The organism is Runella defluvii (assembly GCF_014195535.1).
GTDB classification, from domain to species: domain Bacteria; phylum Bacteroidota; class Bacteroidia; order Cytophagales; family Spirosomataceae; genus Runella; species Runella defluvii.
Map to the genome: position 1 here is coordinate 125,938 of NZ_JACIBY010000010.1, position 12,192 is coordinate 138,129.

At 46.0% G+C, this 12,192-nt stretch carries 10 protein-coding genes; 9 read left to right on the forward strand and 1 reads right to left on the reverse strand.

Annotated features, from left to right (window positions below):
* Positions 1 to 111: 111 nt before the first annotated feature.
* From pheT to FHS57_RS21200, 8 genes are all read left to right on the forward strand, one after another.
* Positions 112 to 2,541 (forward strand): phenylalanine--tRNA ligase subunit beta, encoded by a 2,430-nt coding sequence (pheT, locus tag FHS57_RS21165; protein ID WP_183977192.1) that lies wholly within the window; start codon positions 112 to 114, stop codon positions 2,539 to 2,541.
* 9 nt (positions 2,542 to 2,550) lie between these two features.
* Entirely contained in the window at positions 2,551 to 2,964 is a 414-nt protein-coding gene (locus tag FHS57_RS21170) for a hypothetical protein (RefSeq protein ID WP_183977194.1), read from the forward strand.
* Between the two features lie 10 nt (positions 2,965 to 2,974).
* Positions 2,975 to 3,283, forward strand: coding sequence for a cell division protein ZapA (locus FHS57_RS21175; protein ID WP_183977195.1), 309 nt, complete (start codon positions 2,975 to 2,977; stop codon positions 3,281 to 3,283).
* A gap of 159 nt (positions 3,284 to 3,442) precedes the next feature.
* Positions 3,443 to 4,945, forward strand: coding sequence for a ribonuclease Y (gene rny / locus FHS57_RS21180; RefSeq protein ID WP_374758003.1), 1,503 nt, complete (start codon positions 3,443 to 3,445; stop codon positions 4,943 to 4,945).
* Positions 4,946 to 5,156: 211 nt separating this feature from the next.
* On the forward strand, positions 5,157 to 5,819 hold the full coding sequence (locus tag FHS57_RS21185; RefSeq protein ID WP_183977199.1) for an ABC transporter ATP-binding protein: 663 nt from the start codon (positions 5,157 to 5,159) through the stop codon (positions 5,817 to 5,819).
* A 32-nt stretch (positions 5,820 to 5,851) separates the two neighbouring features.
* Positions 5,852 to 7,168 (forward strand): TolC family protein, encoded by a 1,317-nt coding sequence (locus FHS57_RS21190; protein WP_183977201.1) that lies wholly within the window; start codon positions 5,852 to 5,854, stop codon positions 7,166 to 7,168.
* A 203-nt stretch (positions 7,169 to 7,371) separates the two neighbouring features.
* Complete coding sequence (lgt, locus tag FHS57_RS21195; protein WP_183977203.1) at positions 7,372 to 8,217, forward strand: prolipoprotein diacylglyceryl transferase; 846 nt, start codon at positions 7,372 to 7,374, stop codon at positions 8,215 to 8,217.
* Positions 8,218 to 8,342: 125 nt separating this feature from the next.
* Complete coding sequence (locus FHS57_RS21200; RefSeq protein WP_183977205.1) at positions 8,343 to 8,951, forward strand: transposase; 609 nt, start codon at positions 8,343 to 8,345, stop codon at positions 8,949 to 8,951.
* A gap of 114 nt (positions 8,952 to 9,065) precedes the next feature.
* Here the strand turns inward: FHS57_RS21200 and kynU are convergent, their stop codons facing one another.
* Positions 9,066 to 10,352: a kynureninase gene (gene kynU / locus FHS57_RS21205; RefSeq protein WP_183977206.1), complete on the reverse strand. Its 1,287-nt coding sequence runs from the start codon at positions 10,350 to 10,352 to the stop codon at positions 9,066 to 9,068.
* 158 nt (positions 10,353 to 10,510) lie between these two features.
* Between kynU and FHS57_RS21210 the strand changes: the two genes are divergently transcribed.
* Positions 10,511 to 12,136, forward strand: a complete 1,626-nt coding sequence (locus tag FHS57_RS21210) for an ABC-F family ATP-binding cassette domain-containing protein (protein ID WP_183977208.1) — start codon at positions 10,511 to 10,513, stop codon at positions 12,134 to 12,136.
* The last annotated feature ends 56 nt before the right edge of the window (positions 12,137 to 12,192 follow it).

A 12,192-nucleotide genomic window follows, 5' to 3' on the forward strand; every position in this document is an offset into this window, starting at 1 on the left:
ATTTCCCTAAAAACCCCTAATTTTGCGATACAAATAAAGCCCCTCACCCCAAAGGGGGATTTGTACGTACCATAAAAAAGCTCCCCATTGGGGCAGGGGGCTGGGTTATCTATGAAAATTTCCTACAATTGGCTTAAACAACTCATTGATATTCAGGAGTCTCCCGAAGAAGTTGGTAAATTATTGACCGCAACGGGCTTGGAAGTAGAAGGAATCGACCCCGTCGAACGTGTCAAAGGCGGATTGGAAGGAATCGTGGTAGGAGAAGTTCTCACCTGCGAGCCGTTTACTGTCAAAGAAAAAACATTACACCTCACCACCGTTGATACTGGCGCAGGCGAACCAAGCACGATTGTCTGCGGAGCGGCCAACGTGGCGGCGGGACAAAAAGTGATTGTCGCTACCGTCGGGGCAACCATTTATCCTACCGAAGGCGAGCCGTTTACGATTGGAAAACGTAGAGTTTATGGCCAGCCGTCGGAAGGGATGATTTGCGCCGAAGACGAAATCGGTATCGGTCATTCTCACGCGGGTATCATGGTGCTAGACACCGATTTGCCCAACGGAACTCCCGCGGCGCAGTATTTTGGCGTATTGCCCGACTACGTGATTGAAATTGGTCTTACTCCCAATCGCGCCGACGCAGCGTCGCACCTTGGTGTGGCTCGCGACTTGAAAGCTGTTTGGGGACGTGAACTGACCAAGCCGTCGGTAGCGGCATTTGACCAGTTGCCCGTAACCAATCTCCCGTCATCTATTGAAGTAACTGTCGAAAATACCGAAGCTGCGCCACGTTATGCGGGTGTTTGCTTGGCAGGCTTGACCGTGGGTGAGTCGCCCGAGTGGCTCAAAGAAAAGTTGCAAGCAGTGGGAGTGCGTTCGATTAACAACATCGTGGACATCACCAACTTCATTTGTCACGAATTGGGGCAGCCACTGCACGCTTTCGACGCCGCAAAAATCACAGGCAATAAAGTCATCGTGAAAAACCTACCCGAAGGAACTCCTTTTGTAACCCTCGACGGCGTAGAACGCAAACTTTCTGAGCGTGACTTGATGATTTGTAATGCCGAAGAACCCATGTGTATCGGGGGTGTTTTTGGGGGAACAAAATCGGGCGTGACTGAAAGCACTACGGCGATTTTCTTGGAATCTGCTTATTTTTCTCCAGCGTCGATTCGTAAAACGGGTACTTTCCACACCCTCAAAACCGATGCATCGTTCCGTTTTGAGCGTGGAACTGATCCTAACATGCCTATTTATGCCCTCAAACGGGCGGCATTGCTGATATTGGAAGTGGCAGGTGGGCACATTGCGTCGGAAGTAGTGGACATTTACCCTAATCCCATTCCAAACCACGAGGTAGCGGTAAAATACCGCAACATTGACCGCTTGATTGGAAAATCGCTTGACCGCGACTTGATTAAGCAGATTTTGACAAGCCTCGACATCGAAATCCAAAACGAAACACCCGAAGGTTTCTTGGCATCGGTCGCCCCTTACCGCGTTGATGTGACGCGTGAGGCGGACATTGTGGAGGAAATTCTGCGGATTTATGGATTCGATAACATCGAGTTGTCGGAACACTTGTCGGCCAACTTCCTCTCGGGCTTCCCGTTGGTGGACCCCGACAAGCAAAAATTGCGCATTGCTAACATCTTGGCAGGAAATGGTTTCAACGAAACCATGACCAATTCGCTCACCAAACCAGCCTACAACGAAGCAGTGCGGGCGAGTTTAGTTGGGGAAGATGTAGTGATGCTCAACCCGTTGAGCGAAGACCTGTCGGTGATGCGTCAAACGATGTTATTTTCAGGGTTAGAAACCTTGGCCTACAACCTCAACCGCCGTCAGCGCGACCTCAAAATTTGTGAGTTTGGAAAAACTTACCACAAAGTAGAAGGCAAATACAAAGACGTTGCACACCTTGTGTTGTTGATGGCAGGACACCAGCACGCCGAAAGTTGGGTAGCCAAAGATCAAAAGCTGGCGTTCCACGATTTAGCCTCTATGGTACATTTGGTGCTCAGTGCTTTTCGAGTACAAGGCGTTGAAAAACAAGAGATTCAGGATAAAACAGTTTTTGAATACGGGCTTACGTACACCGTAAAGAAAAAACCAGTGGTGAGTTTTGGACAAGTAAAAGGCAAACACACCAAAATGCTCGACATCAAGCAGCCTGTGTTTTATGCCGACTTCGACTGGGCGTATTTGTTGAAACAATACCAAGACAAAGTCCGCTTTACGGAAGTATCAAAATACCCCGAAGTACGCCGCGATTTGTCGTTGGTGTTGGACAAAACGGTGAGTTTTGAACAGATTCGTCAGTTGGCTCAAAAATACGAACGCAATTTGTTGACGAATGTGAACGTTTTTGACGTGTATGAAGGTGAAAACATCGGAGCGGATAAGAAATCGTACTCGGTGAGCTTCACCCTTCAAGACACCGAACAGACACTCACCGACAAGGTGATTGACAAAACGATGCAAAAGCTTATGATGGCTTTTGAGAAAGAGTTGGGAGCAGTGATTCGTAAATAGTACTAAGCGATGCCAGACTTTGAACGGAAACTTGTAACGTATGGCAATAGCGATGTGCTGGAACGGCTCAATATGCAGTTTCGCCAGATAGAACAGCGTATCAATACGTTGCAAGTTACTTTACAGTTTGAAAAAGTGACGCACGAGGAGCTGAAAATGCGTTTTGAACAGCTCGAAAAGGCGCACGAAAAACAAAGTGAAGAACTAAAAGAAGCCCGACAACAGTTACGAACCTTAAAAACAGAAAACAAACAATTGCGCGAAAAAGAAGTTTCTTTGAAGGAAAAGTTAAATAATTTCAAACAATTGTCTATAATTGTAAAAAACCCGAAAAACGCCAACGCGATAACGGAACTGAATAGCAAATTGGACGATTACATTCGATACATAGAGGAAACGATAACGCTGTTACGAACTATTTGATTTGACACCAATGGAATCCAAAAAGAAACGGCCTCCTATCAATATCACAATTGGTAACAAATCGTTTGAACTTCGTACAAGCTCTGAGTTTGAGGAAGAATTGATACGGAAAGCCGCCAAACTGGTGACAGAGCAAATAGAATATCGGATGAAAAATAAAAAAGGAGAAGTACATTTAGAAGAAATACTGTCGATGGTTTGCCTTGATGCTACAGTAGCACGCTTAAAAGGCGACTATGATTTGAGGACATTGAAAGAAGATGTCTTCAAGAATTTAGACACGATACAAAATAACTTCCAATCGACAACACAGCCCTAAGCCAGCTTTTTTGTCGAAATCGTTCTTGAACCAATCAGTCTTGCTCCGTTCGTTGATGGGCGTTGGGAATATGTTAAACCAACAAACACACAGCACAAAAAAATGGATCCAATATTATTGCTTGATGCCGCCATCTCGGCAGCCGTTGGAGCAGCTATCATGTATTTTGCCATCAAAAAAGCCAATAAAAAGATGGAAGATGATGCTCAACAGCGCGCCGCTGAGATTGTCAAGAATGCAGAAATTTCGGCCGAAAATATAAAGAAAGACCGTATCCTTGAGGCCAAAGAAAAATACCTCAAATTGAAAAGTGAGTTTGAGGAAGATTCAAACAAGAAGAAACAGATTATTCTTCAGAACGAGCAGAAAATCAAACAGCGCGAGCAGCAACTCAACCAGATGACGGAACAAAATAAACGTCGCGAAAATGAGTTGGAAGGTCTTCGTAAAAATCTCGAACAACAAACGGAAGTAGCGACCAAACGCCGCGAAGAAGCCGAAAAAATGCACCGCTCTCAGGTAGAGCAGTTGGAGCGCATTGCTAACCTTACGGCCGAACAAGCAAAACAGCAGTTGGTCGAAGCGATTCAGGCAGATGCCCAAACGCAGGCGTCGGCGTTTATCAAAAACACCATCGACGAGGCAAAACTTACCGCTACCAAAGAGGCCAAGAAAATCGTTATCGAGACGATTCAGCGCACGGCTTCTGAACATGCCATCGAAAATACGGTCTCAGTATTCAACATCGAAAGTGACGACGTAAAAGGTAAAATCATTGGTCGCGAAGGGCGCAACATCCGCGCACTCGAAGCCGCTACGGGTTGCGAAATCATCGTGGACGATACGCCAGAAGCCATCGTTATTTCGGGTTTTGACCCCGTTCGTCGTGAAATCGCCCGCTTGTCGTTGCACCGTTTGGTACAAGATGGCCGTATTCACCCTGCACGTATCGAAGAGGTAGTATCAAAAACCAAGAAAAACATCGAAGACGAAATCGTCGAAATTGGCGAGCGTACCGTTATCGAATTGGGCGTACACGGCTTGCACCCTGAGTTGGTGAAAATGGTAGGTCGGATGCGCTTCCGCTCGTCGTACGGCCAAAATTTGCTCCAGCACTCACGCGAGGTGGCGCGTCTTTGTGCAGCGATGGCGGCAGAGTTGGGCTTGAATGCGAAATTGGCGAAACGGGCGGGGCTTTTGCACGACATTGGAAAGGTTTGGCCCGAAGAATCAGAATTGCCACACGCAATTTTGGGGATGGAATTGGCCAAGAAATACAAAGAAAACCCAGAGGTTTGCAACGCGATTGGGGCTCACCACGACGAAATTGAGATGACAAGCATGATGTCGCCGATTATTCAGGTGTGTGATGCTATCTCAGGTTCTCGCCCAGGCGCTCGCCGCGAAATGATGGAATCGTACATCCAACGTTTGAAAGACCTCGAAAACTTGGCAACCAGCTTCCCAGGTGTGGACAAATGTTACGCCATTCAAGCGGGTCGTGAGTTGCGCGTGATTGTCAATTCAGATACTGTAAACGACGAAACGGCCAGCAAGCTTTCGTTTGATATTTCGCAAAAAATTGAGAAAGAAATGCAGTACCCTGGCCAGATTAAAGTGACTGTTATCCGCGAGATGCGCTCGGTCGCTTACGCTAAATAAGCAAGCAAAAGACAAATAGGCAAAGAGCAAATGCGCTTTGCCTAGGTCTAAATAAACGATATTTTCTTCGTCCGAAGGCGTACAAATGTTGTCCGTTTTCGGACGTTTTTTATTTTTGCGGTATGGCTTTAGGTTTGATAATCAACAGAATAGCATACTGGCACAACTCGTGTAATTACTACAAACTATACATTATACAACAGCACAATTCATGATTCAGCTCAAAGGTATTTCTAAGTATTATCCCGCAGGATTTGGGAAAACGTACGTACTACGAAACATCAATTTAGACATAAATGAAGGAGAGTTTGTGTCCATCATGGGTCCGTCAGGCTCAGGGAAGTCCACTCTTTTGCACATTTTAGGGTTGTTGGAAGAACCATCCGAAGGCGAATATTTCTTCTTTGACGAACGCGTTGACAAACTCAGCGAAAAAAAACGCACCGAATTACACCGCCACCGCATTGGGTTTGTTTTTCAAGCGTACCATTTGATTGACGAACTGACGGTCTATGAAAACATCGAAACACCGTTGTTGTACAAAGGAACATCATCGTCGGAGCGGAAAAGCAGGGTAGCCGAACTGCTCGACCGCTTTAATATGGTCGCTAAAAAAGACCTTTTCCCCAGCCAGCTTTCGGGAGGGCAGCAGCAGTTGGTCGGTATTGCACGGGCCATTGTCCACGAACCAAGCATCATTTTTGCCGACGAACCAACGGGAAACCTGCACTCGGAACAAGCCCAGCAAATTATGGAACTGTTCAAAGAACTCAACGAAAAAGACAAAGTATCCATCGTACAAGTAACGCACTCGGAAGTAAATGCCACCTACGGAAATCGAGTCATTCGATTGAAAGACGGCTGGGTTTCATAAAGAAGTGAGTCATATTTATTGGTAGAAATTCAATGAAAACAATTCAATTGGTGATAGCCATAGGAGCGTTGGCGTTTTCAACTTCCGTGATGGCACAAAAAACGGTATCGCTCAAAGAGTGCGTAAGCATTCTTGAAAAAAATAACCTTACCTACCGCGAGAGCCAACTACAAGCGCGGGGAGCGTCGGCCCAATTGCAGCAAAACAAATCGCAGCAGCTGCCACAAATTGGTTTTAATGCGGGCCAAAACCTAAACTTCGGGCGCAGTATCGACCGTTTTACCAACGGGTACATCGACCAAGTTTATAATACCAACTACGTAGGGGTTGGCTTTCAGATGCCTCTTTTTCAAGGTTTCCAGATTCAGCACCAAATTCAGCAGGGGATAGCCCTGCGTGATGCCGCCCTTAAAAACCAAGAAGCGACCCTCAACCAGCAAATCATTCGATTGCTGCAAGCCTACGTCCAAGTTTTGGCGACCGAAGCCTTGCACAAAGCCGCCCAAGAACAAGTAACGTCTTCGCAGCAGCAAGTGGAGCGAGTAGAGCGCCAAGTATCGGCAGGAACGGTAGGCCAAAATACCCTGTACGAAATTAAGGCGCAGTTGGCAAACGATAAATTTGACGAAGTAACAGCCCGTAACAATGAACAATTGGCTCGTTTATCCGTCTTTCAATTGCTTAATTTGCCACCCGATGGAACCGTCACCTTTGCGCCTGTCGAATCGAGAGATGTAGCGGCAACGACATTGAGCGCCGAGAGTATCTATGAAGATGCCGTAAAAATGTTGCCAGAAATCAAAAGCAGTGAATTGCGTTTGGGAAGTTTTGCGAGTCAAATCAAGGCCGTCAAGGCCAATAACCTGCCATCGTTGAGTTTATCAGGGAATTTTGGCGCTTTTTATGCGTCATCAAACGCCGAACGTAGCTATTTCAAACAATTAGACGCTACCCGAAACGGCTCGTTGAGTTTGGGTTTGAACGTACCCATCATGGGCCGTTGGCAGATACGCCCCCGCGTCGAAACGGTGAAAGTGCAGCAACAGTTGGCGGAAAACCAAGTAAGTACGGTCAAACAACAACTTCGCCAAGCGATTGAACAAGGAACGCAATTGCTGGCCGCGACCATCGACCGCTACGCAGCTGCGCAAAGCCAAGTGGAGTCGTTAAGGGCTAATTTTGGAGCCGCCGAAAGTCGATTAACCGCTGGAACGGCCAGTGTGTTTGAATATACCCTTGCCAAAGCAAACTTGGCCCGCGCCGAAGCCAATGCCATTCGTTCCAACTACGAATTGACGCTCCAACGTCAAATCATGGACTTTTACCAAAAAGGGAAGTGGGAATTTTAATGCGTCGGAGGTTGTAAGCAACCTCCGATCTGAACTTGTTTTCAAACGGTATATATTTAACTCGCTTATAGTCAGTAATTTGTTGTTAGGGTAGGTGCTAATTTCAACATTTCGAGCCAAAGCATTATGTACTTCTAATAATCTTTGTTGATTTTTGTAGAGGTTTTAGTATCATTGATACCTTTATTCAAAATCAGTCATTTATGTTTGGCTACATCATCTGGGACGTTAATCCCGAAATTTTTAGCATTGGTAGTTTTTCGATTCGCTGGTATGGATTGTTATTTGCGTCAGGATTTTTGGTCGGCCAGCGCATCATGTCTCACATTTTTCGCAAGGAAGGCTTAAAAGAAACGTTACTGGACTCACTCTTATTAACAATGGTGATTACGACCGTTATAGGAGCACGATTTGGCCATTTCTTGTTTTACGAACCGGAGGTTCTGCTTAAAAACCCTCTTCAAGTTATTACCCCTCCGTTTGCGGGTTTGGCAAGTCACGGAGCAGCCATAGGTATTTTGTTGGGCTTGTTTATTTATTCTCGTTCCAAAAAAATCAACTTTTTGTGGGTGGTTGACCGTATTGTGATTACCGTTGCCCTGGCAGGCTGTTTTATTCGCATGGGTAACCTGATGAACTCAGAGATTGTAGGGAAAGTAACGACCATGCCTTGGGGTTTTGTCTTTACGCATAACTTTGAGTTTACGCAGTACCCGCGTCACCCAGCCCAATTATACGAAGCCATTGCGTGCTTGGTATTGTGTCTTCTTTTGTTCTGGATTTGGAACAAACGCAAAGCACAAACTCCGCAGGGCTTATTGTTAGGTATCTTCCTAATTTGGGTTTTTGGGCTTCGTTTTGTCATTGAGTTTTTCAAAGAAAACCAAGTGGCTTTTGAAAACGAACTCACCTTTAATATGGGACAAATTTTGAGCGTTCCTGCGGTACTACTAGGGGTGTTTTTCTTGGTATATGCCCTCAAGAACAAAGACAAAGAGCAAAAAATATTTACTGATGCCTCGGTAGAAGAAGCCAACCGCATTGGGTGAAATACGAGATAGCTGTAACCGAATACTAATTTTAAAAAGTAAGACGGTGTCTAGTGTTGAAAAAACTGTAATTTAGAGGGGACATCTAGTCCCCTTTTTTTATTAACAAAAATCATCCTGAACTCATGAAAAAGATTTCGTTTTTAACCCTACTGTTATCAGTATCGGTTGTACTGTCGAACTGTGCTGGGAAATCGGAAGAAGAAAAAGCCAAAGAAGAACCTAAAAATGGTTTGGAAGCCCTGCAAAAAATAGCGGACGAAGCCGAGAAAATGTCGAAAGAAGGCCCTAAAGAGACGGTTGACCCTAAATTGCTGAAAGCATTGCTACCTGCGGATGCCGATGGTCTCAAACGCAAAGAAGCATCGAGTGAAAAAACGGCGGCGATGGGATTCGGCGTATCTACTGCTAAGGCCGATTACAGCGACGATAACGGGCAAAGCATTGATGTCGAAATTGTGGACGTAGCGGGTACGGGCGTAGCGCTGATGGGAATGGCTGCGTGGTCGATGGCGTCGGTAGATAAAGAAACTGAGCACGGCTACGAAAAAACAACCGAATACGACGGTCACAAAGCGTTTGAAAAATACAATTCCGACTCAAAAGACGGTGAAATTTCGGTCCTAGTCGCCAATCGCTACATCGTGAATGTGCGCGGAAACGGTGTGGGTATCGACAAAATAAAGTCGGTGCTTGGCGATATTGATTTGGATAAATTAGCGGATTTGAAATAAATAGTGGAGACATTCCAAGTTTTTGAAACTTGGAATGTCTGTGTCATACCTTCCCGAAAGTTTTTGAAACTTTCGGGAAGGTCTTGCTTCTAAAAACTTTCGGGAAGCTGTTGCTTAAATCACCGCTCGTAACATTTCTCCTGTTCGCCACACTTCTTCAAAGGTATTATAAAGCGGGGCGGGCGTAAGGCGGATACAATTGGGTTCGCGCCAATCGCCAATCACGCCGTTTTCGACCAAATAATCAAAAACAGCTTTACCTTTTCCCTCAATCAACAGCGAAAGCTGACTTCCCCGTTGCGAGGGGTCGGTGGGCGTCATCACTTCAATTTTGGTCCCCGATTCATTCAATCGACGGATAATTTCTGCCAATAATCCCGTTAGCGCTTCACTTTTTTGACGAATAAGAGGCATGGTCGCTTCTTCAAAAATAGCTAACGAGGCGCGGTGAACGGCCAACGCCATGATGTTGGGAGTACTCAATTGCCACCCTGCGGCACCTTCCATGGGGACAAAGCCTTTGGTCATCTCAAAACGGCGATTTTCTTCGTAGCCCCACCAGCCTGCCAAGCGTACAAGGTTGGAAGAATGGTGCTTCTGGTGAACGAACACGCCCGATACCCCGCCTGGGCCAGAATTTAGGTATTTGTACGAACACCAAACGGCGAAGTCCACGCCCCAATCGTGCAGTTGCATTGGAATGTTTCCAGCGGCATGGGCTAAGTCAAACCCGACGTTGATGCCTAATGAGTGGGCTTTTGCGGTGATGGTTTGCATGTCGAAGACCTGCCCCGTGTAATAATTGAGGCCACTCATGCAAACCAAGGCGAGGTCGTTGGCGTGGGTTTCGATGGCTTCGAGGAGGTCTTCTAGTCGAATGGTATATTCACCTTCGCGAGGAGCTACTTCGATGAGGGCCTCGGCGGGGTCATAGCCACGGAATTTTAGATGGGTTTCAAGGGCATACTGGTCCGACGGAAAATCACCTGCGATGGTCAAAATTTTATACCGCTGAGGGGTAGGTTGGTAGAATGATACCAGCATCAAGTGAAGATTCACGGTAAGGTGGTTCATCGGACAAACTTCCTCGGCCAAAGCCCCCACGACTTGCCCAAGCGCTTGTTGGCAATACCGATGATAGCTTAGCCAAGGTTTTTCTCCCTCAAACCATCCTTCTACGCCGTGTTGCTGCCAGGTAGTGAGTTCTTGCTCAACTGCCGTTCGGGCCGTTTTAGGCTGCAAACCAAGCGAATTGCCGCAAAAATAAGTCAAAGGAGTACCGTTTTGTTCAGGAATAAAAAACTGAGAACGAAACTTGCGAAGTGGGTCGATGGCATCTTGTTGCAAAGCCCAAGCGTGAAGTTCATCTGCCGAAAGCGAGCGTAGGTCGAGCGTCTTCAATGGAATGTCGTTTGTTGATGTACAAACCTACATAAACCCTAAATTTGAAACAATTACCTCCAAGAAACTCTTCAAACAGAGATAGGAATAAGTGCCAACTTTCACCCGAAAAATTCGTAATTTTGCACCATCTTTCACAGAAAATATCAATTCATTAAATGGTAACGGTTTCAAATGTGTCGTTGCGCTACGGTAAACGAGTGCTTTTCGACGAAGTAAATATTAAATTTAACCCAGGAAACTGCTACGGGGTGATTGGAGCCAACGGAGCAGGCAAGTCAACGTTCTTAAAAATTCTTTCAGGTGAAATCGACCCACAAACAGGAAGCGTAGCGATTACGCCTGGTCAACGGATGGCGGTTTTGAAACAAAACCAGTTTGAGTTTGATGAGTACCAAGTCTTACAAACGGTAATGATGGGCTACAAGCGTTTGTACGAAATCATGCTCGAAAAAGACGCGATTTATGCCAAAGAAGACTTTACCGAAGCCGACGGTGAGAAAGCCGCTGACCTTGAAGCGGAGTTTGCCGAAATGAACGGTTGGGAAGCCGAACCCGAAGCGGCGTCGTTGTTGAGTGGTTTGGGAATTAAGGAAGACCTTCACTATGCCCAAATGACTGACCTCGACCCCAGCCAAAAAGTACGGGTGTTGTTGGCTCAGACACTCTTCGGAAACCCTGATATTTTGCTACTCGATGAGCCTACCAACAACTTGGACGTAGAAACGGTAATGTGGTTGGAAAACTTTTTGAACAACTTCAAAAACATCGTCATCGTAGTATCCCACGACCGTCACTTCCTTGACCAAGTGTGTACGCACGTGGTTGATATTGACTTTAGCAAAGTACAGTTGTACGGTGGTAACTATACCTTCTGGTACGAGTCAAGCCAGTTGGCGTTGAAACAACGTGCTGACCAGAACAAAAAATCTGACGAAAAGCGCAAAGAATTGGAGGAGTTTATCCGCCGCTTTAGTGCCAACGTAGCGAAGTCAAAACAAGCAACGGCGCGTCAGAAAATGTTGGACAAACTCAACGTGGACGAAATCCAGCCTTCGTCGCGTAAGTATCCGTACATCAACTTCAAGCCTGAGCGCGAGATTGGTGATCAAATATTGGCGGTAGAAGGCTTGTCGAAAACGGCCGAAGACGGTACGAAGTTGTTTGAAAATATCTCATTCCGTGTGAATCGCGAAGATAAAATTGCTTTTATCGGGCGTAATACATTGGCAATAACGGCCTTGTTTGAAATTTTGCACGAGGAAATCAAACCAGATGCGGGCGACTTCAAATGGGGCGTAACGATTACGAATGCTTATTTCCCGAAAGACAGCGATCACTTCTTCAAAACCGAAGATAACTTGGTGGATTGGCTACGTCAGTTCTCGAAAGAAAAAGATGAAAGCTTTATCCGTGGGTTTTTGGGACGGATGCTTTTTTCAGGCGAAGAGTCGCTCAAAAAAGCAAGTGTGTTATCGGGAGGAGAAAAGGTGCGTTGTATGTTGTCGAAAATGATGCTTTCGGCGGCCAACTTCCTTACCTTAGACGACCCAACCAACCACTTGGATTTGGAATCTATTACGGCCTTGAACAACGGCTTGATTGATTTCAAAGGCGCGATGTTGTTTTACTCGCACGACCACCAATTCATCCAAACGGTTGCCAACCGCATCATCGAAATCACGCCAAATGGTATTTTGGACAAGATGATGACCTACGACGAATACATCACCGACGAACGCGTAAAAGCCCAACGCGAAGCGTTGTATGGGGCGTTGGTGTAAAGCAGTGCATCACATTAATTGCAGAATTTTGAGCCGCTCAACTAAACGAGCGGCTT

Coding starts and splice junctions, on each gene's coding strand:
- FHS57_RS21210 (WP_183977208.1), top strand. CDS start 10,511: ATGGTAACGGTTTCAAATGTGTCGTTGCGCTACGGTAAACGAGTGCTT.
- FHS57_RS21170 (WP_183977194.1), top strand. CDS start 2,551: ATGCCAGACTTTGAACGGAAACTTGTAACGTATGGCAATAGCGATGTG.
- rny (WP_374758003.1), top strand. CDS start 3,443: ATGTATTTTGCCATCAAAAAAGCCAATAAAAAGATGGAAGATGATGCT.
- lgt (WP_183977203.1), top strand. CDS start 7,372: ATGTTTGGCTACATCATCTGGGACGTTAATCCCGAAATTTTTAGCATT.
- FHS57_RS21200 (WP_183977205.1), top strand. CDS start 8,343: ATGAAAAAGATTTCGTTTTTAACCCTACTGTTATCAGTATCGGTTGTA.
- pheT (WP_183977192.1), top strand. CDS start 112: ATGAAAATTTCCTACAATTGGCTTAAACAACTCATTGATATTCAGGAG.
- FHS57_RS21185 (WP_183977199.1), top strand. CDS start 5,157: ATGATTCAGCTCAAAGGTATTTCTAAGTATTATCCCGCAGGATTTGGG.
- FHS57_RS21190 (WP_183977201.1), top strand. CDS start 5,852: ATGAAAACAATTCAATTGGTGATAGCCATAGGAGCGTTGGCGTTTTCA.
- FHS57_RS21175 (WP_183977195.1), top strand. CDS start 2,975: ATGGAATCCAAAAAGAAACGGCCTCCTATCAATATCACAATTGGTAAC.